This window comes from Streptomyces sp. NPDC033845, from assembly GCF_055576225.1.
In genome coordinates, this window is record NZ_JBVIRI010000006.1 from 245,884 (window position 1) to 268,991 (window position 23,108).

16 protein-coding genes are annotated in these 23,108 nt (G+C 73.4%); 6 read left to right on the plus strand and 10 right to left on the minus strand.

Annotated elements, in window-relative coordinates; genetic code table 11:
- Positions 1-3 precede the first annotated feature (3 nt).
- The 4 genes from ACZ50K_RS15820 to ACZ50K_RS15835 all read right to left on the minus strand — a co-directional run bounded on the left by ACZ50K_RS15820 (position 4) and on the right by ACZ50K_RS15835 (position 5,360).
- Positions 4-2,763 carry a LuxR C-terminal-related transcriptional regulator gene (locus ACZ50K_RS15820; protein WP_468902928.1) on the minus strand — a complete coding sequence of 920 codons (2,760 nt, stop codon included), beginning with the start codon at positions 2,761-2,763 and terminating at the stop codon, positions 4-6.
- 59 nt (positions 2,764-2,822) lie between these two features.
- Positions 2,823-4,049 (minus strand): cytochrome P450, encoded by a 1,227-nt coding sequence (locus ACZ50K_RS15825; protein WP_468902930.1) that lies wholly within the window; start codon positions 4,047-4,049, stop codon positions 2,823-2,825.
- Positions 4,050-4,111: 62 nt separating this feature from the next.
- A complete protein-coding gene (locus tag ACZ50K_RS15830) occupies positions 4,112-4,552 on the minus strand; it encodes an SsgA family sporulation/cell division regulator (protein ID WP_468902932.1) in 441 nt (146 codons plus the stop codon).
- A gap of 163 nt (positions 4,553-4,715) precedes the next feature.
- Positions 4,716-5,360, minus strand: coding sequence for a hypothetical protein (locus ACZ50K_RS15835; protein ID WP_468902933.1), 645 nt, complete (start codon positions 5,358-5,360; stop codon positions 4,716-4,718).
- A gap of 286 nt (positions 5,361-5,646) precedes the next feature.
- Here ACZ50K_RS15835 and ACZ50K_RS15840 point away from each other — a divergent pair, with 286 nt between their 5' ends.
- From ACZ50K_RS15840 to ACZ50K_RS15850, 3 genes are all read left to right on the plus strand, one after another.
- Complete coding sequence (locus ACZ50K_RS15840) at positions 5,647-8,517, plus strand: helix-turn-helix transcriptional regulator (RefSeq protein WP_468902935.1); 2,871 nt, start codon at positions 5,647-5,649, stop codon at positions 8,515-8,517.
- Between the two features lie 214 nt (positions 8,518-8,731).
- Complete coding sequence (locus ACZ50K_RS15845) at positions 8,732-9,934, plus strand: cytochrome P450 family protein (protein WP_468902938.1); 1,203 nt, start codon at positions 8,732-8,734, stop codon at positions 9,932-9,934.
- A gap of 5 nt (positions 9,935-9,939) precedes the next feature.
- Complete coding sequence (locus ACZ50K_RS15850; RefSeq protein WP_468902939.1) at positions 9,940-10,317, plus strand: hypothetical protein; 378 nt, start codon at positions 9,940-9,942, stop codon at positions 10,315-10,317.
- Here ACZ50K_RS15850 and ACZ50K_RS15855 read toward each other — a convergent pair.
- The 5 genes from ACZ50K_RS15855 to ACZ50K_RS15875 all read right to left on the minus strand — a co-directional run bounded on the left by ACZ50K_RS15855 (position 10,310) and on the right by ACZ50K_RS15875 (position 18,508).
- Positions 10,310-13,135, minus strand: coding sequence for a helix-turn-helix transcriptional regulator (locus tag ACZ50K_RS15855; RefSeq protein ID WP_468902941.1), 2,826 nt, complete (start codon positions 13,133-13,135; stop codon positions 10,310-10,312). The two genes, ACZ50K_RS15850 and ACZ50K_RS15855, sit on opposite strands and share 8 nt — an antisense overlap.
- An 83-nt stretch (positions 13,136-13,218) precedes the next feature.
- On the minus strand, positions 13,219-16,083 hold the full coding sequence (locus tag ACZ50K_RS15860; RefSeq protein ID WP_468902943.1) for a helix-turn-helix transcriptional regulator: 2,865 nt from the start codon (positions 16,081-16,083) through the stop codon (positions 13,219-13,221).
- A 90-nt stretch (positions 16,084-16,173) separates the two neighbouring features.
- A complete protein-coding gene (locus ACZ50K_RS15865) occupies positions 16,174-16,983 on the minus strand; it encodes a hypothetical protein (RefSeq protein ID WP_468902945.1) in 810 nt (269 codons plus the stop codon).
- A 72-nt stretch (positions 16,984-17,055) separates the two neighbouring features.
- Positions 17,056-17,580, minus strand: coding sequence for a flavin reductase family protein (locus ACZ50K_RS15870; RefSeq protein ID WP_468903228.1), 525 nt, complete (start codon positions 17,578-17,580; stop codon positions 17,056-17,058).
- 49 nt (positions 17,581-17,629) lie between these two features.
- Positions 17,630-18,508: an LLM class F420-dependent oxidoreductase gene (locus ACZ50K_RS15875; RefSeq protein WP_468902947.1), complete on the minus strand. Its 879-nt coding sequence runs from the start codon at positions 18,506-18,508 to the stop codon at positions 17,630-17,632.
- 363 nt (positions 18,509-18,871) lie between these two features.
- Between ACZ50K_RS15875 and ACZ50K_RS15880 the strand changes: the two genes are divergently transcribed.
- Positions 18,872-19,609 (plus strand): class I SAM-dependent methyltransferase, encoded by a 738-nt coding sequence (locus tag ACZ50K_RS15880; RefSeq protein ID WP_468902949.1) that lies wholly within the window; start codon positions 18,872-18,874, stop codon positions 19,607-19,609.
- A 123-nt stretch (positions 19,610-19,732) separates the two neighbouring features.
- Positions 19,733-20,713, plus strand: coding sequence for a hypothetical protein (locus ACZ50K_RS15885; protein ID WP_468902952.1), 981 nt, complete (start codon positions 19,733-19,735; stop codon positions 20,711-20,713).
- Between the two features lie 3 nt (positions 20,714-20,716).
- Here ACZ50K_RS15885 and ACZ50K_RS15890 read toward each other — a convergent pair whose 3' ends face one another.
- Positions 20,717-21,148 (minus strand): SsgA family sporulation/cell division regulator, encoded by a 432-nt coding sequence (locus tag ACZ50K_RS15890; RefSeq protein WP_468902955.1) that lies wholly within the window; start codon positions 21,146-21,148, stop codon positions 20,717-20,719.
- Between the two features lie 510 nt (positions 21,149-21,658).
- On the opposite strand from ACZ50K_RS15890, the gene ACZ50K_RS15895 reads away from it, so the two are divergent.
- Entirely contained in the window at positions 21,659-22,942 is a 1,284-nt protein-coding gene (locus ACZ50K_RS15895) for a S1 family peptidase (protein ID WP_468902957.1), read from the plus strand.
- The last annotated feature ends 166 nt before the right edge of the window (positions 22,943-23,108 follow it).

A 23,108-nucleotide genomic window follows, 5' to 3' on the forward strand; every position in this document is an offset into this window, starting at 1 on the left:
CGGTCACCGGCGTGTCGGCCCGCCCCTCGGCCCGAGGACCGAGGGGAACGGGAAGAGGACCGGCATGAGTTCCTGCCGGGTCGACACCGACAGCTTGTGGTAGACCCGGTACAGATGGTTGTCGACGGTCCGGGTCGACAGCGTCAGCTGCTCCCCGATCTGCGCGCTCGACATCCCGCCGGCCGCCATCGTCGCGATCTCCCGTTCCCGGGTGGTCAGCGAGTACGTGGCGGCGGACAGCAGCCCGGGAGTCGGTGCCAGCCCGCCGCACAGGACGTGCATCCTCTCCAGCAGCGCGCTCATCGCCGCCGCCCCCCGCCGGTCCGAACCGCGGCCGAGGTGCATGGTCGACGAGGAGACGATCTCCGCCGCGAGCAGGTGCATGCCCGCCTCCGCGCAGGCGTGCGCCGCCTCCGCCAGCCGGTTGCCGTCCCGGTGGGCCAGCGCCCGGGCGGCCTCCGCACGGACCTTCGCCAGCGAACCCTCCCGCGCCGGAGCGGACTCGTCGAGCCGCCGGTACACCTCCTTGGCGCCGCCCATCCGCCCGCATTCGCCCAGTAACCAGCTGCGCATGCTCCGGTGCCCGGCACCCTCGGCCGCCCGGGCACCCTCCTCCAGACGGGCCCGGGCCTCCGCGAGGTTCCCGGACGCCGCCGTCACCCAGGCGTCGGCCAGCACGCACAGGGCGCGCACCGCGTCGAGGTCGCCGACCAGCCCCCGCCGGGCGGTCTGCCGGGTCCGGGCGGCGACGCCGGCCCCGTCCCCGCTTCCCGCGGCCATCGCCGCCAGGGCGCGCCCGGCCTCCTCGGCGGCGCCGAGCTGCGCCGAGGCGGCCGCCGTACCCGCGCGGGCCATCAGCAGGGGCACGGCGTCCCCCTGCTCGTCGGCGAGGGCCGCGGCCTCCGCGAACCAGTGCAGCGCGTCCTGGAGATGACCCGCGAGCAGCTCACAGACCCCCAGGTGGCAGGCGATCTCCACGCGGGCGGTGGACTGCTCCGCGTCGATCGCCCGCCGGTGGGCCGCCTCGCCGATCTCGCGGGCCCGGTCGATCCGGCCCGCCTCGATGTACGCGACCATGAGGGCGGCCGCCGGACCGTCCCCCCGCGGGTCCGTGGCGCCGGCCGGAGCCCCGGGCCCCGCCCGCAGGGCCTCGGCGACGGCCACGGCCGGTCCGGTCCGGCCCGTGACCGCGAGGGAGTGGGAGAGCGCCTCCCGCACCCAGGCCCGGACCCGGGGGGCGAACCCCTCACCGGTGTCGGCCAGGAACCGCTCCATCGCCACGGTGTCCCCGCGGGCGCCCAGGAGCCCGGCGCGCACGGCGGCGAGGCCCTGGGCCGCGGCCCCGTCGCCCAGCTCTCGTTGGGCCTGTTCGCACATCCGGTCCGCGCGGACGGCGTCCCCCAGCCCCCAGCGGAGGTTCAGGGCCCGCTCCAGCACGGCCACCAGCACCGCCTCGTCGTCGGGGGCGGCATCCCGGGCCAGCCGCAGATGGGCGTCCGCCGCGTGGCAGTCGCCCAGCCGGTTGCTCGCCTCTCCGCGCAGCAGATGGACCTCGTAGGAGGAGCCGTCCCCGGCGATGTCCTCCAGCAGGTCGACGACCAGCCGGTGGTCGCCGGCGTCGAGGGCCAGCCGCGCCGCCCGCACCGCCTGGTCCTCGGTGATGTCCTCACCGGCCATCAGCCTCCAGTGCACGGCCCGCAGCAGTTCGCGGTCCCGTGCCGGGCCGCGGTCCAGGACCGCGGCCGACTGCGTGCGCCAGATCGCGCGGCGCCGGGTCTCGGGGAGGCCGTCGCTCAGTACTTCGGCGTACAGCGGGTGGGCCAGCGCGACCCGGGCCCTCCGCTCCCGCGAGACGCGGACGGCGCCGGCCCGCTCCAGATGCCCGATCCGCTCCGCCGTGTGGGAGGCCTCCAGCCCGGCCAGCGGGAGCTCCCCGCAGACCGCCAGGGTCTCCAGCAGGTCCCTGGAGGCGGGCAGCAGGTGGTCGAGCCGCCGGCGGACCGTCTCGCGGATCCGGTCGGTGATCGCCGGCGGGCCGGTCAGCCGCCAGAACCCCTCGCGCTGCACGAGGGACCCGGACCGCAGTGCGGCGACGACCAGTTCGTGCAGCACCAGGGCGTTCCCGTGGGACAGCCGGGTCAGTTCGCCGAGGGAGTCATGGGTGAGGGGGCCGCCGAGCACCTCGGTGAGGAGCTCACCGACCTGTTCGGAGGTGAACTCGGTCAGGGTCACCCGGTGCGTCCGTTCGCCGAGGTCGAGGGCCGCGACCGTCTCCGCCCCCGTCGCGGTCGGCTGGGCGCCGACCGTTCCCACCACGACCACCTCGCCGGACAGGGCCAACCGTCTCAGCAGCAGGGCCGAGTCCTGGTCCAGCTGGTCGATGTCGCGCACGGTGAGCACCGGCGGGGCCGAGGCCACCGGGCGGGTGCCGGTGCCGCCGAAGTGCCCGAGCACCGAGGCCAGTACGCGGGCCGTGCGCGCGGAGCTCCCCGTCTCGGCGTGGAGGTCCGCCAGATGGGCGAGCGCCCCGAAGGGCACGCGCCGGGCGATGGCGGTGGCGGCCGCGGTGAGGACGGGACGGCCCATCCGGCCGGCGGCCTCGGCACACGCCCGGGCGAGACGGCCCTTGCCGACGCCGGGGGGCCCCTGGATCAGGAAGGTCGCGACGCTCCGACCGCTCAGCAGGGCCTTCCATGTCTCCAGGTCATCCTCCCGGGCGACGAGGGGCCACGGGGCGAGCGGGTCGAAGGGGGTGGTGGTCACGGTGAAACCTCAAGGTGTGCTCGGCGGCGGCGGGTTGGCGGCCGCCGCGACGGTCGCGGCTAGAGGGTGATCGGGATCCGCTCGTACCCGCGGAACACCGCTCCGGGACGGCGTACCGGCGGTCCGGCGAGAGCGATTCCGGGGAAGCGCTTGAGCAGCGCCGGGAACCCGGTCTCGCCCTCCAGCCGGGAGAGCGCGGCCCCCACGCAGTGGTGGGCGCCGTGGCTGAGGCTCAGATGGCGGTTCGGCGAGCGCCGCACATCGAGCCTGCCGGGGTCGGCGAACACTCCGGGGTCGTGGTTGGCGGCACCGACCAGCAGGACCAGCGGGGTGCCGGCGGGAACGTCGACGCCGCCGATCCGCAGGTCCTCCAGCGCGATGCGCATCAGCATCTGCCCGGGGGCGTCGTAGCGCAGCAGTTCGTCGGTGACCGTGCGGGCCACGGCCGCTTCGGAGCGGACGGCGGCGGCCTGTCCGGGGTCTCGGAGCAGAGCCACCAGACCGTTGCCGAACAGGTCGCTGACGGTGTCCAGCCCGGCACCGTACAGGGAGGCCAGGGTGTTCAGCAGGTCCGGCCCGGAGAGGCGCTCACCGGGACCGGCGGTCAGGAACGCCGAGAGCAGGTCGTCGCGGGGGTGGGCCCGCCGGTCGGCGACCAGCTCGCCCAGGTAGGCCCAGAGCCCTACCGCCGCCGTGTCGGCCCGCTCCACCTGCTCCGCGGTGGGTGCCGATTCGAAGACCAAGGCCCAGTCCCGTACGAGGTCCCGCAGCAGCAGGTGGTCGGCTGCCGGCACCCCGAGCAGATCGCCGATGACGACGGCGGGCACGTGGAAGGCGAACGTCTCCATGAAGTCGACCGTGCCTCCGTCGGCTCCGCTCTCGGCGAGGGCGTCCAGATAGCGGTGCACCGTCGCGTCGACCGCGTCGCGCAACTGCTCGACGCGGCGCGGGGTGAAGGCCTTCATGACGGGCTTGCGGAGCTCGGTGTGGAGCGGCGGGTCCTGGGTCAGCATGCCGCTGTAGGCGGTCGTGTAGGCGGGGTGGACCCGCCAGTCGTCCCGGGCCGCGCCCAGTTGCCGGGCCCCCCAGGTCCCGACCCGGGGGTCGGTCAGGGTGCGCTCGCACTGCGCGTGTCCGCTGATGTGGCACGCGCCGTTGCCCGCCAGGTGCACGGGAGCCGCCGCGCGCAGCCGGGCGTAGTGGGGGTAGGGGTCGTCCAGGGCCTCGGGCGACAGGGCCAGCGCCAGCAGGGTGTCGGCGTCTTCGGCGACGGGGTCGGTCGGCATGGTCTCCTCCGCGGATGCCCGCAGGCTCGGTCGGCAAGGGGTATGGGGTGAGCGGGGTCCGGTCACGGGGTGCATTCGGGCGGCGATCCGTCGAAGAGCGCGTCCCAGTCGATGGCCAGGGCCTCGGTGCCCTCGGGGACCAGTTCGTAGGTGCGCTCCAGCCATTCGGCGATCCCGTAGTAGTCGCCTTCGAGCACGGCGGAGCCCAGGGTCGTCCGCAGCCGGATGAACAGGGCGGCGCCGTCGTCCTCGTCGAAGCAGGGCCAGGCCGCCACATCGCCTTCCCCGGTGCGCGCGAACATGCCGTAGCTCAACAGCTCGCGGGCGAAGGTCCAGGAGGTGAGGTGCCGTTCGAACAGGGTGAAGTTCACGGTGACGGCGAAGGGGTCGGCGGCGTCGTACCGGAACGCGGCCGAGACGGGCGTCCTGCCCCCGTGCTCCTCGCGGACGTAGAGCACGGTGTCAAGGGACTCGTGGCTTCGGGTGGGGTGTCGGTCGGTCATGGCTCACCTTCAAGGCCTGAGGAGCATCGGCAAGGGGAATATCCGTCATCTCGGTTCTACCGGCGGCCGGCGGGCCCCTACATCAGGGTCGATCCCCAAACCCGTCCCCCGGGCCCCTCGGCCCCGCCCCGGCCACGCGTCCCGGCGAACCGCCCGGGCAGGGTCAGCGCGGGCCCCTGGGCATCAGGCCGGCGCGCCGTGCCGCGGCGTCCGCCGCCGCCGTGCCGCGGCTCGGGTTCGGTTTCGTGCGGGTCACGTACCGGAACGGCAGCCCGCCGGGCGCGGCGAGCATTCCGCCGAACCGGGTGTCACCCGCGAACCACACCCGGTCCCGGCCCGGGGCCGGTGCCGGTGTGCGCGGTCCGTCCCACCCCTGCTCGGGGGGCGGGAAGGAGCAGGCGCTCCCCCCGTCGGGCCGCAGCAGGACCACCCGCTCCTCGGTGCCCCAGCGCCGGCCGCCTTCACGTCGCCCTTCCGCCGCGACCACCCGCGTCTCACGGACCGCGCAGGGCCACACCTGCCACGGATAGGTGGCCATGATGCGCCGCTCCTTCACCCGGGCCCGGTGCCAGAGCAGCGTCAGCGCCACTGTGGCCAGCACGACGGGGGCCAGGAGGGCGCCGGCCACGGCGGTGACGGAGGAGGGCCCCACCACCAGGAACAGGAAGCAGAACAGCACCGCTTCCACCGCCAGCGCGATCACCCCCTTGTACGTCCCCCGCTCGCGCAGCCGCAGGACCTCCTCCACCCCCGGGGTGTCGATCGCGACCCCCGGCAGCTCCTCGTGACCGCTCTCGTGACCGGACATCGGCTCTCTCCCGCCTCGCTCGCCCCTAAACCCTTCCGGCGCCGGTGGGCCGCACCCGTACGCCTGATGATCTTGATGCACGAGGCGGGACCCGCGCATCAGGGTTCGACCCGCAGAAACCGGGGTCCGGCCCTGGACACGCGGGGTCGGGGTCGGGAGTACGGACCGGCGCGAACCCTTGGGGGTGTGGTCGGGGCGGGCCCCCGAGGCAGGTGGAGCTGTTGCGGCGGATGGTGAGGGTGCCCGCCGTACGCGGAGCGGGACGTGTGACAGGAGTGACGAGGGAATGACACCGGAGACCTTGCCCGTACTGGAACGGGACGACGACGTGGCCGTGTTCCACCAGGCCCTCGACGCGCTCGCGGAAGGGGCCGGCGGCTGCGCGTTCGTCTACGGCTCCCCGGGCATGGGCAAGAGCGTCCTGCTGGCGGCCGTCCGGCAGGAGGCGCGCGCCCGCGGGCTGCGGGTCCTCACGGCCCGGGGCTCCGTCATGGAACGCAGCTACGCCTTCGGTGTGGTCCGCCAGCTCTTCGCCCCCGTGGCCGGCGGCCGGTCCGGACCCCGGGGCCGGGACGTGTTCGACGGACCGGCAGGCGCGGCCGAAGAACTCCTGGTGCGGGGCACCGGCGCGGAGGAAGCCGCCGGAGGCCTCGCCGGACTGGACGCCCTCCACCACCTCCTCGCCCGGATGAGCCGCGACGAGCCGCTCGTCCTCACCCTCGACGACCTCCAGTGGGCGGACGAATCATCGCTGCGGTTCCTCAGCTACCTCCAACCCCGCCTCGGCCACCTCCCGGTCCTCGTCGTCGCAGGCCTGCGGCCCCCCGCGCCGGGCGCCGACGCGCACCTGCTGGACCGCCTCCTCACCAGGGAAAGGGTCCAGGTGGTGCGCCCCGCCGCCCTGAGCGAGCAGGCCACCGAGACCCTCCTGTCCGTCCTGCTCGGTTCCCCGCCGGAAGCGGAGTTCACCCGGGCCTGCCACCGCAGCACCGCCGGAAACCCGCTGCTCTTGCGCGAGCTGGCGCTCGCCCTGACGGCCGAAGGGCTCCTCCCCGCCGACGGCAACGCCCACCGGGTCCTGGAGATCGGCTCGGCCGCCGTGCAGCAGCGCGTCGCCGTCGAACTGGACGGAGTGCCGGACGCCTCCCTCCGCCTGGCGGAGTCGATCGCCGTACTGGACGGGCAGGCCACCCCGGCCAACGCGGCCCGGCTGGCCGACCTCACCACCCTCGAAGTGGGCCGGGGAGCCGCCCGCCTCGAAGAGGGCCACCTCATCCGGACCCTGCGCCCCGAACGCGAGGGCATCCGGTACGCCTACGTCCACCCGCTGGTCCAGGCGGCCGTGTACGAGCACATCGCCCCGCCCCGCAGGGCCGAGTACCACCAGCGGGCGGCCGAACTCTTCACCGACAACCACGAACTCGCCGAATCCGCGGCCGCGCACCTGCTGCGGATACCGGCCACCGGGGATCCGGCGGCCGTCACCACCCTGCGGCGCGCGGCCCACGACGCCTGGGCGCGGAGCTCCCCCGACGAGACGCACGCCTACCTCCGGCGGTGCCTGGCCGAACCCATGGAGGACGACGTCCGCCGCTCGGTCCTGCTCAGCGCGGCCAGCGCACGCCAACTGGTCGACCTGGGATCGGCCGTCGGATACCTGGAGCAGGCCCTGGCCCTGACGCACGACCCACGGGAGGCGGCACGGCTGAACTGGGTCCTGGGGGGAGTGCTGCTGCTGTCGCAGCAGGCGGACCGGGCCTACCGGGTGTGGCGGGAAGCCCTGTCGGCCCTGCCGGAGGACGAGACCGACCTGCGCGGCCGCCTCCAGGCGAGCCTCGTCAACATCCCCCTGGTGATGCCCGACCGTCCGGACCTCCTCGCCTACGCCCGGGACCTCGCCGAGCCGCCCGAGCACGACAGCCTGGGCGCACGGGGCCTGGCCTGCGTCCGCGCCGCCGTCGAGGCGTACGACGGGAACCCGAACGCGGTGTCGCGCCTGGGCGGCTGCGACGTGCTGGTCCACGAGACCGACCCGCGGCCCGCCGACGAGTTCTCCGTACCGGAGGCGAGCACCGAGAGCTGGCAGGTCTGCTCGTGGCTGACCCTCCTCATGGCCGACGACCCCAGGGTCCTGGACCGCCTGGCCGAGAGCGTGGACATCGGACGCCGGCTCCGCGCCCCGCGCGCCCTGTCGGCCGCCTACTGCTTCCGGGGAGTGGCCCGGCTCTGGCGGGGCGAGCTGGCCGAGGCGCGGGAGGACCTGATCGACGCCCTGGAAGCCATGGAGCTGGCGAACGTCGACGTCGGACGCCCCTTCATCGCCGCCTACCTGGCCGAGACACTGCTGGAGACCGGGGACCTCGACGGCGCCGGAGCCGCGATCGACGCGGCGGGAATACCGCTGCTCTCACCGCCGCCCGGCGGCCAACTGTCCTTCCTGCTCCACGCGCGCACCCGGTGGCTGAGGCTCTCCGGTCGGCACGACGAGGCCGTGGAGGCCGCCGTTCTCGCCGGGCGGCGCTGGGCGGCGCACGGCGGGCGGAACCCGGCCGGCGTGCCCTGGCAGTCGGAAGCCGCCCTGTCCTTCCACTCCCTCGGCCGCTACGACGAGGCCCGCCGCCACGCCGCCGACGAACTGGCCCTGGCCGTCCGCTGGGGGGCACCGCGCGCCCTCGGCCGGGCCCTGCGGGTCTCGGGCATCGTGGAACCCGAACGTGTGGGCACCGGCCGGCTGCGGGAGTCCGTCGCCGTGCTGCGGGGCTCGACCGCCCACCTGGAACTCGCGCACAGCCTCGTGGAACTCGGCACGGTCCTGCGGGAACGGGGCGACACGGACGGCGTCCACTGCCTGGACGAGGGCCTGCGGCGGGCGGTCCGGTGCGGTGCCGGACCACTGGCGGCCAGGGCGCGTCGCGAACTCGCGGCGGCCGGCGGCTCCACGGGGCGAACGCCGGGCGGCCCGGAGGCGCTCAACCCCAGCGAGCTCCGGAGCTGCGAACTGGCGGCGAGGGGAGTCACCAACCGGGAGATCGCCCACCAGCTGCTGGTGACGGTCAAGACCGTCGAGGCCTACCTGTCGAGCAGCTACCGCAAACTGGGCATCGCCGGCCGGAAGGAACTCGCGGTCGCCCTGGCCCGGGCAACGGAATCCGGATGAGGCACACGGGGCCGGAGTGACCCCCGGACACCGGGGTGATGTGCGGCGGCAGCCACATCAAGCAAGGGCCCGGTGCGCCTCACCCTGGGATTCGCAAGCCTCTCCTCAGGGTCCTCCCCCGATGCGGGACGCCGTTCCGGAATCCACAATCGGAGCTGCCGACGCCCCGGTCCGACCGTCCCGGGGCTCCACGCCCAAGAAAAGAGGCGCCCGCTTGAGCGACCCCACCGTGGTGGACCTCGCCGCACTCGGCGAGGACTTCACCCGCGACCCGTACCCCGTCTACGCCTCCTTACGGGAGCGCGGTCCGGTCCACCGCATCCTGATGCCCGGCGGCACCGAAGCCTGGCTCGTCGTCGGATACACGGCGGCGCGCACCGCTCTCGCCGACCCCCGCCTGACCAAACGCTGGGGGAGCGCCGCCCCCGGACTGGGCGTCCAGCCGTTCTTCTCCGCCGTCACCATGCTCGGCGCCGACCCGCCCGTCCACACCCGGCTGCGCCGGCTGATCGCCCGGGAGTTCACCCCCCGCCGGATCGAACGGCTGGCACCGCGCATCGCCGAGACCACCGACACCCTCCTCGACGCGATGCTGGCCACCCCCCGCCGCACCGCCGACCTGGTCGACTCGCTCTGCTTCCCCCTCCCGATCACCGTCATCGGCGAACTGATCGGCGTACCGGTACCGGACCGCGAACGCTTCCGGGCCTGGTCCCGCACCACCGTCACCGCGGCCGCCCCCGCCGCGCGCGCGGCCGCCTCCGAGGCCCTCACCGGCTATCTGACCGCACTCCTGGACGACAAGCGCGAGAACCCCGGGGACGACCTGGTCAGCGCCCTGCTGCACACCGCGGACGACACCGAGGACGAGGCCCTCTCCAGCGAGGAACTCCTCGGCATGGTCTGGCTGCTGCTCGTCGCCGGCCACGAGACCACCGTCAACCTGCTCACCAACGGAGTCCTCGCCCTGCTGACCCATCCCGACCAACTCGCCGCGCTGCGGTCCGACTTCTACGGACTGATCGACAACACCGTCGAGGAGGTGCTGCGCTACGACGGGCCGGTGGAGACGCCCACCTACCGGTTCACCGTGGACCCGTACGAACTGGCGGGCACCATCATCCCCGGCGGCGGGCAACTCGTCCTCGTCGCACTCGCCGACGCCGACCGGGACCCGGCCCGCTTCCCCCTCCCCGGCCGCTTCGACATCCGCCGCGACACCCGGGGCCATGTCGCCTTCGGCCACGGCATCCACTACTGCCTCGGAGCTCCGCTGGCCCGGCTGGAAGCCCGCATCGCCCTGGGCGCCCTCCTCACCCGCTGCCCCGAACTCGCCCTGGCCGTACCCCGGGAGGACCTGGCCTGGCGCCCCGGCATGATGATGCGCGGTCCCGAGCACCTACCGGTCCGGTGGTAGTGCCGGTGGAGCCGAACTGCGGCCATTTCGACGATCCGCGACACCGCGACCGCATCCCCGTCGGGTGCGGCTGCGCACGGGGCTGCTGCCTGTGGCCCGAGCGGGAGGCCCGGGAGCTGGACCGGCTGGGCGCGCCCCGGGTGGGGGAGTCCCGGCTCGTGGTGGAGCCGGGAAGCCCGGCCCACGGCGAGGTCGGCACCGTCCTGAACCGCTTCATGATGTGGGCCGCCGACGCCGAGGAGACCGGAGGCGAGGAGGGGGCCTGGCTGACGCTGTCCCTGCCCGGCCGCGACCGGCGGGACCGGAACCGGCGGCGCCCCAAACCGCCCCGCCCCACCTGGTGGACGGGCCCGCTTCGCGCCACCGCGGAGGTGGTCAGCTGAGGGCCCCCTTCAGCTCCCGCCGACTGGAGACCCCCAGCTTGCGGTAGGCGTTGGTGAGATGCGCCTCCACCGTCTTGGTGGTGACGAAGAGGTGCTGTGCGATGTCCCGGTTGCTCATGCCCCCGCACACCAGTTCCGCCACCCGCCGTTCGCTGGGGGTGAGGGAGCCGGGCCCGGCGACCTCCGGCTGCCGCGGTCCGACCCCCGTGGCGGCCAGTTCGGCGGAGGCCAGCCCGGCGAGCGGTTCGGCTCCGCGGGCCCGCGCCAGGGCATGGCCCTCCCCGAGCAGGGCGCGGGCCTCACCGCGCAGACCGGTCCGACGCAGCGCCGCCCCGAGGTCGACCAAGGCCTTCGCGTACTCCAGTCGCGCCGGGCTCGGGGCCAGGACCGTCACGGCCTCCCGGAGCAGCTCCCGCCCCCGCTCACCGCCGGTGGCCCGGCCGGTGATCCGCAGAGCCCGGCCGAGGGCTCTCGGCGCCCCCCAGCGCCGGGCCAGCACCAGTTCCTCCCGGGCGAGGACGAGGGCCTCCTGCGGACGGTGCAGGGCGAGCAGGTTCAGTGCCGCCTCGCCGCGCCAGGCCACCACCGCGGGGTTGCGGCCGGAATTGGAGGCGAAGCGGTCCCCGGCGGCGAGTGCGGCCGTCAGCGCCTCCTCCGGGCGACCCTGGGCGCGCAGCAGGCTCGCCCGGGCCTCCAGGAACCAGTAGAGGAGCCCCGCGGCGGGCAGTGGATCGCCGGGGGCGCCGCGTTCCAGCACCTCCGCCGCCTCGGCCCGCCGTCCCTGTTCGACGAGCGTCCGGGCCAGGATGGCCACGGCCACGGGTCGGGCGATGTCGTGGTGCGTCAGCTCGATCAGCCTCAGCACCTCCGAGCTCACCGATTCCGCCTCGGAGAGCTGTCCGTGCCACAGCCAGCCGAGGCCCTGGTAGATCCGGGCGATGGGGAGCACGGCCAGCGAGCCGCTCCGGCGGGCTTCCTCGACCGCGGCGTCCATCGCCGCCATGGCCTCGTCGTGCTCGTCGGCGACCAGCAGGGCGAGCCAGGCACCGAGGACGACCGCCTGGGAGTTCGCCAGCCGCAGCCTGCCGCCGGCCAGGGCGGACCGGGCGCGGGCCACCGCCGACGGATCGCCCCGCCAGGCCTGCTCACCCGCGATCATGGCCTCCAGGGCGCGCGCGCCCAGGGTGTCGGCGTAGGGCAGCCGCGCGAGTTCCGGCAGCGGCGCGGCGAGGTGCTGCCATCCGCTCACGGTCGGCGGGAAGCAGAGGAGGTTCCCGTCGAGCATGCGGCGCAGGTCGTGGTCGTCGGCCGGCAGCGCGTCGCGGGCCTGGGTGATCACGTCCACCGCCTCGGCGGTACGCGCCATGTAGTGCAGGGCCATGCCCAGCGGTGCGGCGAGACCGGCGCGCTGCCGAGGATCGTCGGTGAGCGCGAGCGCCCGCCGGAGGTACCCGGTGCAGGCCCGCAGGTCCACCATCGCCGCGACGGACCCCGCCTCCGCCAGTACCTCGGCCAGGATCCCGTCGCGGGGCGGCTCCGCCAGCGCCCTCCGCAGGTAGGCGTGGGCGCTCTCGGCGGAACCGCGCCGCGAGGCCTCGGCCGCCGCCCGGCGCAGCAGGCCGACGACCTCCGGATCGCCGACGGCCGGCAACTGCAGCAGATGGGTGGCGACCCGGAGCGGGGACGCCCCGGCAGCCGTCAGGAGGTCCACCGCACGCCGGTGGGCGGTCATCAGCTCCGACCAGTCGATGATCTCGTGCACGGCGGTGCGGATCAGCGGATGGGTGAACCTCAGCGGCCGGGAATCCGTGTCCTCGGTGCCCTGCCCGGGCTGGAGCAGCCCGATGCGCCGAAGGGCCCCGCACATCTCGGCGCAACGGGACCGGGACAGGCCCGCCAGGTCCGCGGCGGCCGCCGGACCGGCGTTCTCTCCCAGCACCGCCACGGCCCTCGCCAGCGCCGACGCGTCCGCCGGGAGCCGGGCGAGCCGGAGCTTCACCCGCTGGGTCACCGCCCGGGCCCCGGCGTCCACCACCAGTGCCGCGTTCTCCGCGACGGGCTCGATGTCCTCCCCGACGACGTCCGCCAGCGATTCCAGCAGCAGCGGATTCCCGCCCGTGGCCGCGTGGCAGGCCCGCAGGAAGGCGGCATCGGCCGGCTTCCCGATCCGGGAGCGGAGCAGCCGGGCCGCACCCTCGGCGGACAGCGGTCCGGGACGCAGCACCCGGCGGTCCGCGTGCCGGGTGATCAGTTCCGACAGGACCTCCTCGGCGTCCGGCTCGTCGGAACGCGCCGCGATGAGGAGCAGGACCCGCAGATCCCGGATCCGGGGGGCAAGATAGGCCAGGAAGCGCAGGGATCCGGCGTCGGCCCAGTGCAGGTCGTCCACGACCAGCAGCAGCGGCCCGTCCTGGCTGATGTTGGCCGTCAGCCAGTACAGCCCGTGCAGCACCGCGAAGTCGCCGGTGCCGCCGTCGGCGGCCCTGACCGCCCCGCCGGGCCCGGACCCGACCACGGGCACGGCCCGCCGCGCCGCGCCCGCGAGCCATTCGGCACTGCGCTCCGGGGCGGCCCTGGCCACCAGCCCCTCGAACAGCTGCTGCACCAGCCCCATGGGGAAGGAGCGCTCCATCTCGGATCCGCGCGCCGTCAGCACCGTTCCGCCGAGGCGGCCGACGGCCCGGGCCCCCTCCGCCAGCAGCCGGGACTTCCCGATCCCGGCCGGCCCCTCGACGGCCACCAGCCCGCCCACGCCCTCGCGGAGGCTCTCCACGGCGTCCCGGATGACCGCCACTTCACCCTCGCGTTCGACCAGCATCCCGCCGTCCCCCTTCACGCCCTCCGCAGTGCCGGACCGGCGTCTCGGCCGCCCCGCCACGGAACCCGATCCCGGGCGAGCCGTCAACGCGGCCCGTCGGACCCCTCGGCCGTGTGTGCCGTGAGGGCCTCGGTCAGCTGCCGGCGGTTGGTCACCTGAAGCTTCCGGTAGGCGCTGGTGAGATGTGCCTCCACCGTCTTCGGGGTGACGAAGAGGGCCTGGGCTATGTCACGGTTGTTCATCCCCCCGGAGGCGAGCTCCGCGACCCGCTGCTCGCTGGGAGTGAGCGACTTCGGCCCGAGGACCTGGATCCGGCGGGGACGCGCACCGGCGGCGTTGAGCTCCGCGGCGGCACGGTCGATCAGCCGGGTCGCACCGCACTGCTCGGCCAGGGCGCGTCCCTCCGCCAGCAGGTCGCGGGCCTCCAGCCGACGGCCGTGGCAGCGGAGCGCGGCACCGTGGTCGACCAGGGCCTTGGCCAGTTCCAGGCGGTTCGGGCCATCCGCCAGCACCTCCACCGCCTCGCCCAGCAGCGCGAGCCCGTCAGCGGATCCGGATCCGCTGACCAGGCCCGCGACGCGCAGCGCGTGCCCCAGCGCCCGTGGGGCCCGCCACTTCCGCGCCAGCTCGACCTCCGCGTGCGCGTGGGCGAGGGCCTCGTCCTGCCGGTCGAGCGCCCACAGGCTCAGGGCCGCCTCGGAACGCCAGGCCACGACCGCCGGGTTGCGGCCCGAGTTGTCCTCGAAGCGCCGCCCCGCCGCCATCGCGGCCGCGAGGGCCTGCTCCGGCCGCCCCTCCGCGCGCAGCAGATGGGCCTCCGCCTCCAGGAACCAGTACAGACGCCCGTACGCGGGCAGGGGGCCGTTCCGGCCGGACGAGTCGAACTGCTCGCGCGCCTCCGCCAGGCGGCCCTGCTCCACCAGGGAATGCGTGAGGATCGCCAGACCGATGGGTCGGGTGACCACGTGCCCGGTGATCGCCATCAGCCTCAGTGACTCCTGGACGTCCAGGTCGGCCTCCGCCAGCCGCCCCCGCCACAGCCAGCCGAGGGCCCGGTACATCAGGGCGACCGTGAGCTCGGACAGCGAACCGCTCCGACGGCCCCGGTCCACCTCCGTGTCGATGGCGGCCATGCCCTCCGTGTACCGGTCGGCCACCAGGAGCCCCAGCCATGCCCCGATCACGGTGACCTGGCCACTGGACTGGTCCAGGGAGCCGCCGGCGAGCGCCGCGCGCGCCTGCACCACGGCCGAGGGGTCGCCGGCGAACGCGTCCAGGGCGGCGAGGACCCCCTCCAGGGCGCGGGCCCCCACCGTGTCGGAGGCGGGCAGCCGGCGCAGCTCGGGGGACCGCCGCGCCAGATGGCCGTGGCCACCGGTGGTCATCACGATGTTCAGCAGCAGGCCCTCCAGCTGCCGCCTGAGGTCGTCGTCCTCCTCGGGCAGGCCGTCCCGGGCCCCGCTCATCACCAGCACCGCCTCCGACGTACGGCTGAGGTACAGCAGCACCACTCCCAAGGTGCAGGCGAACTTGGCGCGTTGCCGGACGTCGGCCGTCAGGGCCATCGCCTCGGTGAGGTGCTCCGCGCACTCCTCCAGGTTGACCATCTGCGCGGCGGAGGCGGCCTCCGTCAGCACCTCGGCGCGCACGCCCTCCGACGGCGGCTCCGCCAGGGCCCGCCTCAGGTAGATGCATGCGCTGTCGCTGGACCCCCGGTGCAGCGCCTCCACCGCGGCCTGACGCAGGGTGGTCACCCCGGCCTGGTCCCCCCGCGGGGGGACCCGCAGCAGGTGGGCGGCCACCTGCTCGGCCGGAGCCTTCATCCAGGTCAGCAGGTTCGCCGCCCGCCGGTGCCCGGTCATCCGTGCGGCCGGGTCGATCGCCTCGTACACCGCCGACTGCACCAGGGGGTGGACGAACCTCCACAGCGCGGCCGGATTCCCGTCCGTGGGATGGGCCCGGAGCAGGTCCATCCGCTCCAGGGCCCTCATCGTCTCGGCAGCGGCCAGCGGGGAGAGCCCGGCGAGTTCGGCGACCGCGTGCAGGCTCGCGGGCACGCCCCAGATCGCCACCGCCCGTGCCAGGGCGGTCGCCCGGGGCGGAAGCTGCGCCAGCCGCAGCTCCACCCGGTGGGCCACGGCCCGGCCGCCTACCTCCAGCACCGACCGGGAGTTCCCGGCCACCGGTTCGATGCCCCTCGCCGCGGCCAGTGATTCCAGCAGCAGCGGATTGCCGCCCGTCGCCGTGTAGCAGGCGTCCAGGAAGGGCTGGTCGGCCGAACTGCCCAGGGTGTGCCGCACCACCTGTTCCGAACCGGTCCTGCTCAGTGCTCTCAGGGCCAGCAGCCGGCCGGCCGGGTGGGTGGCCAGCTGGTCCAGCAGATGCGTCTCGGCCCCTGGTTCACCGGGCCGCACGCCGACGACGACGAGCACCGGCTGGCTCGTCACCCGGGGGGCGAGAAAGGCCAGGAACCGCAGCGAACCCGCGTCGGCCCAGTGCGCGTCGTCCACCAGCAGGACCAGGGGCCGGTCCTGGCAGACGTTGGCCGTCAGCCAGTACAGGCCGTGCAGGACGGCGAAGTGACCCGATACGGGCTCCCCGTGCGCTCCTTCGCCCGCCGGGCCCAGGAGCGCGGCCGCCGGCACCGCGGCCCCCGACAGCCACTCCGCCCGCCGCCGGGGGTCCTCCTCGGCCAGCAGGCCGGTGAAGAGCTGCCGGACGACGCCCATCGGGAACGCGCGTTCCATCTCGTTCCCGCGCGCCGAGAGCACCCGCGCCCCCGCCGCGAGGCCGGCCGCCTCGGCCTCGCGCAGCAGCCGGCTCTTCCCGATGCCGGCGGGCCCTTCCACCAGGAGCAGCCCGCCGGAGCCGCTCCCGAGCTCGTCGACGGCCCGGTGGAGGAGCGTCACCTCCGAGGTCCGTTCGAGGAAGAGACCAGAACTGTGCATGCAGCGGAGTCCGTTTCACTTCGTTGGGGCCGGGGCCGGCGGCCCCGGCCCCGGCGGGGGAACGGCTTCAACGACGCGTCCCCGGCAGGATCAGTAGTTGGTCACCGAGTCGCAGCCGTGGCCCAGATGGGTGATCGGGCCCGGATAGGTGCCGCTGGTGTGCTGCACCAGCACATCGTTGGAATTGCGGTGCACCGCGTCGCCGAGGTGGACGGGAATGTCCGCCACGTCGTCGCAGGTGATCTCGTCCTCATCGGTGGAACTGCCCGCGGTGTAGAAGGTGTCGTTGCCTGAGCCCCCGCTGAGTTTGTCCTCGAACACGGTGGCGTTGGGCCCGCCGGGCCCGCTCGTGAGGATGTCGTTGCCGGGGCCGCCGACGAGATGGGACGTCCCGCCGGCGGCCGTGATCGTGTCGTTGCCCTCCCAGGCGCCGACGGAGACGATGATCGGTGCCCAGGTGTTGCCGCTGAGGTAGCTGCTGCCGTTGAGGGTCACGGTGTCGTCGCCGGCCCAGGTGACCACATCCACCTGGTACACCTCGCGCGGTTCGGAATAGATGTCGTTCGCGGCCTTGGGGCAGCTGATCGTGGTCGAGCTGTCGAGCGTGCACTGGGTGCCCGGCAGGGCACTGTCATCGATGATCATCGACGAGGCATTCGAATCGGTGAACACGATGCGGTCTCCCGCGCCCGACAGGTCGACGGTGATCGTGTCTGCGGATCCGGTGCCGTAGTAGGTGATCCCCAGGTCCGCGTACTGGTAGCTGAAGACCAGCTTCCCCTCCGTCCGGACGGCCGCAGCGGGCCCCCCGGAGACCAGGACGGCCGCGGCCGTCCCCCAGATGACCAGGGCCATCGCCATCAGAAGGCGACCTGCCCGGGCCTTCGGCTTCGTGACCACCACTGCCTCCAAGACCGATCGGGTGCGGGGCCACATTCTCGAACGGTCGCGAACCGCCCAGAAGAGTAGCCGCTACTCCATCGCGCGGAACCCGCCGAACCGTCCCCGGTGGAAGAGGAGCGGCTCCTGGTGGCCGGGCCGGGCGCCGAGGGCGACGACCCGGCCCACCACGACCAGGTGGTCGCCCCCGCCGTGGACCGCGTCGACGAGGCAGTCCACCCAGGCCGGCACCCCGGACAGCAGGGGGGAACGCGTGACGGGCGCCGGACCGTGCTCCACGCCCGCGAACTTGTCGCCGCCGTCCGAGGCGCTGACGGCGAACCGCCGGCACAACCCGCCCTGGTCGGCGCCCAGTACGTTCACGCAGAATCCCCCGGAACGCTCGATGAGCGGCCAGGTCGCCGAGGCGCGCCCCACCGCGAACAGCACCAGGGGAGGATCCAGCGAGAGCGCGCTGAACGACTGGCAGGTGAACCCCAGGGCCTGCCCCCCGCGGGTCCCCGTCACCACCGTCACTCCGCTGGCGAAGTGCCCGAGCACCCGCCTGAACTCCGTGGCCTGCCCGGCCTCCGCCGCGGCTCTTCCGGTGACCCCCATCGTTCCTCCCTCGAACATCTCGCTCATCCGTTGAGGGAGTGGTCCGGTCTCATGCCCCGGACACCCCCCTCAGTCCCGCGATCTCCTCCAGCACGTCGAGCCCGTCCCGGTCCGGCACCGCGGGAAGGACCGCCACCTCCTGCGCTCCGTGGGTCCGAGCGGCCTCCACGTACCGCAGGAAGTCGTCGGCGCCGGTGTAGGCGAGGATGTGGTACTGCTTCAGCTCCTTCGGGTCGCGGTCCACGGCGGCGCACTCGGCCTCCAACCGCCGGACCGTGTCCGGCATGTCGGCCGGGGAGAGCGCCGCGCTGATCCACCCGTCGCCCCGCCGGGCCGCCCTGCGCAGGGCCCCGGGGCTGTTCCCGCCGATCAGGACGGGGGGCCGCGGACGCTGCACGGGGTGGGGGAGCGCCACCACGTCGCGGAAGGACACGAACTCCCCCTCGTACGTCGCCGGAACGTCCTGCCACATCCTGGTCATCGCGTCGATGTACTCGTCCGCCCGCTTTCCCCTGCGCTCGAAGGGCACACCGATCGCCGCGTACTCCTCCTCGGCCCAGCCGACCCCCACCCCCAGGTCGAGCCGGCCCCGGCACAGGTTGTCGAGGGCGCTGACCTGGTTGGCCAGGACGAGGGGGTTGCGCTGCGGAAGGATGAGGATGTTGGTGCCCAGCCGGATGGTGGTGGTCGCGGCGGCCACCGCGGCGAGGCTGATCAGGGCGTCGTGGAACACCTGCCGGGGGGCGAACGGCGGTTTCCCGTCCGGGCTGTAGGGATAGGGGGAGCGGTAGTCGTCGAAGAAGACGACGTGGTCCGAGGTCCACAGATGGGTGAATCCCATGTCCTCGACGGCCTTCCCGGTGCGGGGTGCGTCGGCCAGGGTGTTTCCGGGGGAACCGTCGAACAGCCAGATGACACCGATGTCCATGGGGGTCTCCGTCCGGGTCAGCGTGATCGCGGGGCGGATGCCGGACGTCTGAGGCCCGCCCGTCCGCCGGCAGCGCTCGTCTTCCGGAACAGGCTAGGGACCCGGTGGCGGCGCACAAGAGTAGTCGCTACTCAGGCGCGCGCCACCACGGCTGCGGGGCGGTGACCGGAGCGGCGGTCCCCGCGTTCCGGGACCACCGGGCCGCCGCTGTCCCGGGGTTCCCCGCACATCCGCGCGGCGCCCCAGGCCTTCTTGTAGGCACCGCTGCGCGCGGTGTAGGACTGGGCCCCGCACGCGAGCTGTTCGGCGGACGCCCCGAGACGAGGAGTCCCGACGAGGAGCGCCCCGAGGAGAGGGAGCCCGATGGAGTCCCAGTTCGATCAGTTGGCCGATCTCTACGAGCAGACCATGGAGGCGCTTCCCTACCGGCGCATGATCGAACAGCCGTCGATCCTGGAGGCCCTCGGGAGCGTGCGGGACCGCACCGTGCTCGACTTCGGATGCGGCAGCGGCCTGTACGCACGCACCCTCGCCCGCGAAGGGGCGGGACGGGTGGTCGGGATCGACCAGTCCGAGGGAATGATCCGGTACGCCAGACGCCGGGAGAGGGAAGAGCCCCTCGACGTCCGCTACCTGCGCCACGTCACCGAGGACAAGCTCCCCGACCCTGCCCTGGCCGCCGCCTTCGACGTGGTCCTCACGGTCTACGTCCTGCCGTACGCCCCCTCCGAAGCCGCCCTCACCACGCTCTGCACCGTCCTGCGCAGCGCGCTCAAACCCGGCGGCCGACTGCTGGCCGCCACGCTCAACCCGGACTTCGACACCTCCCCCCACTACTACCGCGAGCACGGGTTCGACCTCACGGCACCGGACGACCTCCACGACGGCGCTCCCGTCCACCTGCACAGCGACATCGGCGGCCAGGGCATCGACGTCACCGCCTACTACTGGTCGGCGGCCGCGCACGAGAGGGCCCTCGCCGATGCCGGCTTCACCGGCGTCACCTGGACCGCGCCCCGCTGCCGGCCGGGTACCGACCCCGAGCCCTTCGCCACCTATCTGGCCAGCCCCCACACCCTGCTGCTCTCCGCCCGGGCCTGAACCCGCCGCGACGCGTGACGCGTGATGCCAATGTTGGGGTCGGTTCCTGGTGCGGGACGGCCCCGCCGCACGGGATTCTTCGACGACCGAAGCGATCACCGATGCAGGGAAGGGCCGAGCGCCATGGAACGCAGACAACTTCTCCGAGCCGCCGTCGCCGGAATAGCGGGGACGGGGCTGGCCGGTATCCAGGGGGTGGCCCGGGCGGTCCCGGCCACCCCGAACTTCTCCCTCGACTTCAGCCCCCACATGGAGCAGTGGTACGGCAACGGGGAGCAGGAGTACGACCACACCTGGTGCAACTACTTCCAGGGCATGGCACCGGGGTCGGAGTACTGGTACGTCACCAGCAACCAGACCGGCACGGGGCGCGGGCTGTGGCGCCTGAACCACGACTTCAAGAGCGCCAAGTGGATGAAGGAGCTCTCGCTGCCGGCCGCCAAGCACATCGGCGCGCCGACCTTCGACGCCGCCAGGAAGCGCTTGTACGTGGCCCTGGAGCCCGGGGTGAAGGCGCAGGTATGGGAGGTGCAGCTGACCGGTACCGACGGCTGGACGGGGCACACCGCCCGGGTCCGCGATCTGGACCACGGCGGGTCGCGGCCGCAGGGGTACTCGGCGCCCTGGTGCGCGCTCAACCCCGCCGACGGACTGCTCTACAGCTCCGTGTTCGGCTCGCCCGTGGAGACCCCCGACCGGGTGGACCGGATCTTCGCCTACGATCCGGACCAGAACTTCAAGCACGTCCGCACGGTCACGATTCCCAGCGGTTTCTCCATGCACCGGGTCCAGGGCGGTGCGTTCGGCGTGCTGAACCACCTCTACCTGTCCAGCGACCGGGACGACAAGCCCGGACAGAAGAAGATCCACGGCTTCCGCGTTCCCGAGCAGGGCTCCGAGGCCGTGCCCCTGGGCACGGTGGGAATCAACGCTCCGGACCTCGAAGTGGAGGGACTCGCCGTCGGGGTCCCCTCCAACCACACACCCGCCTTCTCCCAGGTCGCGATGGACTGGGTGACCGTCGGGTGCGTACGAGTGCACTGGTTCAGCCTCGACGACGTCTACCTCAAGCGCTACCACGTGCCCAACAGGCTCAAGGTCTGACGGTCACGCGGGCGGTGAGCCGTTGAAGACCTGGTCCCAGTCGATGAGCGAGGACTCCGTGCCGTCGGGGACGAGGTCGTAGGTGCGTTCGAGCCATTCCGAGATGCCGCGGTAGTCGCCTTCCAGCAGCGCCGAGCCCATGGGGGAGCGCAGGCGGATGAGGATGCTCGCGCCCCTGTCCTCGTCGAAGGTGGGCCAGACCGTCACATCGCCCTCCCCGGTGCGGGCGAACATGCCGTGGCTCAGCACGGTCCTGGCGAAGGTCCAGGAGTTGACGTGCCGGTCGAGCATCGTCAGGTCCATGGTCACGGCGAAGGGTTCCGCCATGTCGTAGCGGAACGTGGTGGGGATCGGTTTTCTGGGCCACTGCCCGTCGTGCACGTAGACCTCCGTGTCCAGTGATTCACGGCTTCCACTGTTCTGCTGATCGTTCATCGCTCACCTTCGTGTCCTGGGGAACAGCGACAGGCCGGGCGCCAGGGGAACCTGTTCCGGACGGCTTTTGCTTCGTCTTGGTTCTACCGAGGGTCGGCCGACCCTCACATCAGGGTCCGTCCCCAACCCTGGCCCTCGGCCTAGGGGGTGCTGTCAGGGGTGGGTGCGGTGCAGGTCGGAGCCGGTGCGGCGGGCCCCGGACCCCCTCAGTCACCTGGCCTTGCTCCATGGCATATGCGCCGCCGGGCGGACGGACGGGTTCCGTCGACATCGCGCGGGCCGATGGTTTCCAGCCTCGCCGAGCCCGGCCGTGCTCACCCGCCCAAGGGTGGGCCCTCGGGAGCCGAGCAGAGGGTCCGGGTGCGATTCGCCCGGGGTTCACCCGCGTGCCCGACACCACACGTCCTGGTGAAGGTTGCCTTGCCGCCGGCACATTCGAGAGTCGGGAATCTCGGAACCGGCGGCTCCGCAGTTCACCGACCCGATTCGTCTTCCCTTGAGGAGAAGGACGTGAAGAAATCGCAATCGAGGGCCCTGCCCGCGGTCCTGGCCGGATCGCTCTTCCTCGCCGTGATGCTGGGAGGCCAGCCCTCCGCAGCCGCGACACCGCCTGAACCGGCGCCGGTCTCCGGCGAGGCCCTGATGATGGCCCGGTCCTTGAAGATCCCGGCTCAACAGGCCCAGCAGCGAATGGACCGGGAGAGCGCCCAGTCCGTTCAGGCCGCACGCCTGGAGAAGGCCCTGGGGGCCCGCTCGGGCGGCAGCTGGATCGCCCCGCAGGACGGCGCACTCACGATCGGCGTACTCGACGAGGCGGACGCCAGGACCGTCCGGTCCGGCGGAGGGCGCCCCCAGGTCGTCTCCTACAGCCAGGACGAACTGGACAGGACCAAGGCCGAGCTGGACGCACTCGCCGAGGTCCAGGGGGCAGGCAAGGCCGTCTCCTGGGGCGTGGACGTGATGAGGAACCGCGTCACCCTCGCCGTCCCGGACGGGCGGCTGGACGCGCGGACCGCCTCGTTCGTACGGGCGAGCACGACCTCGCGCCCCCAGGTGCGGGTGGAGCGGACCAACGGGACCGCGGTGGCTGCCGGCCTCGAAGTCCGGGGCGGCGAGCAGATACAGACCGCCCCCCTCGCCGTCGGCCCCACCATGCTCTGCTCGGCCGGATTCAGCGGTCGTGAGAAGGTCTTCCAACTGCCCTACCTGATCACGGCCGGACACTGCACCGAAGGAAAGGTGAAGGCGCTCAGGAACGGGATCGCGCTGGGCACGATCGCCCCCGAGGGCAGCTACCCGACGAACGACTACGGCCGGATCCTCATGACCAATCCGGCGTCCTGGGACCCTTCCGGCTACGTGTCACGGCACGGAGCGGCGGCGGACATTCCGTTGAAGGGGTACCTCGCCGGAAACCCGTTGGTCGGCTCTCAGGTCTGCAAGTCCGGGAACACCACCAAATGGACCTGCGGAATGGTGAAGCAGACCAACCGCACGGTCAACGTCCTGAAGCCCTCGGGCGAGGTGCTCGGCACCGTCTCGGGTCTGACCGAGGTGGACCTCTGCGGAAAGCCGGGCGACAGCGGCGGTTCGGGCGTCCAGAACTCCGGGACCGCCGCCAGCCCCAACTGGAAGGCGGTCGGCGTCCTCTCGCTCGTCATCCTGCGTCCGACCAGCCCGGGCGGGCCCAAGACCGCCTGCGGGAACGAAGTGGGCAAGCCCAGCGAGACCTTCTTCCAGCCGATCAAGGAGGTCCTCGACGCCTACAACCTCAACCTGGTGACGGTCCCCTGATCCGGTAGCGGGCACCCTGGTCCCCTCGGCGGTCCGTGTCACCCGCACGCGGACCGCCGACGGCCCGGGTGGTGAGGCCGGAAACGCGACCGGATCCGGGCTTCCCGGGAAGCCCGCCTCGGTGCGAGGACTACGAGCCGGTGCCGAGCAGGGCGACCGGCCGGCG

Bases quoted from the DNA above. Each gene is read 5' to 3' on its own strand.
- ACZ50K_RS15835 (WP_468902933.1), bottom strand. From the start codon at position 5,360: ATGTCCGGTCACGAGAGCGGTCACGAGGAGCTGCCGGGGGTCGCGATC.
- ACZ50K_RS15825 (WP_468902930.1), bottom strand. From the start codon at position 4,049: ATGCCGACCGACCCCGTCGCCGAAGACGCCGACACCCTGCTGGCGCTG.
- ACZ50K_RS15875 (WP_468902947.1), bottom strand. From the start codon at position 18,508: ATGGACATCGGTGTCATCTGGCTGTTCGACGGTTCCCCCGGAAACACC.
- ACZ50K_RS15840 (WP_468902935.1), top strand. From the start codon at position 5,647: ATGACACCGGAGACCTTGCCCGTACTGGAACGGGACGACGACGTGGCC.
- ACZ50K_RS15885 (WP_468902952.1), top strand. From the start codon at position 19,733: ATGGAACGCAGACAACTTCTCCGAGCCGCCGTCGCCGGAATAGCGGGG.
- ACZ50K_RS15830 (WP_468902932.1), bottom strand. From the start codon at position 4,552: ATGACCGACCGACACCCCACCCGAAGCCACGAGTCCCTTGACACCGTG.
- ACZ50K_RS15870 (WP_468903228.1), bottom strand. From the start codon at position 17,580: ATGGGGGTCACCGGAAGAGCCGCGGCGGAGGCCGGGCAGGCCACGGAG.
- ACZ50K_RS15890 (WP_468902955.1), bottom strand. From the start codon at position 21,148: ATGAACGATCAGCAGAACAGTGGAAGCCGTGAATCACTGGACACGGAG.
- ACZ50K_RS15860 (WP_468902943.1), bottom strand. From the start codon at position 16,083: ATGCACAGTTCTGGTCTCTTCCTCGAACGGACCTCGGAGGTGACGCTC.
- ACZ50K_RS15880 (WP_468902949.1), top strand. From the start codon at position 18,872: ATGGAGTCCCAGTTCGATCAGTTGGCCGATCTCTACGAGCAGACCATG.
- ACZ50K_RS15855 (WP_468902941.1), bottom strand. From the start codon at position 13,135: ATGCTGGTCGAACGCGAGGGTGAAGTGGCGGTCATCCGGGACGCCGTG.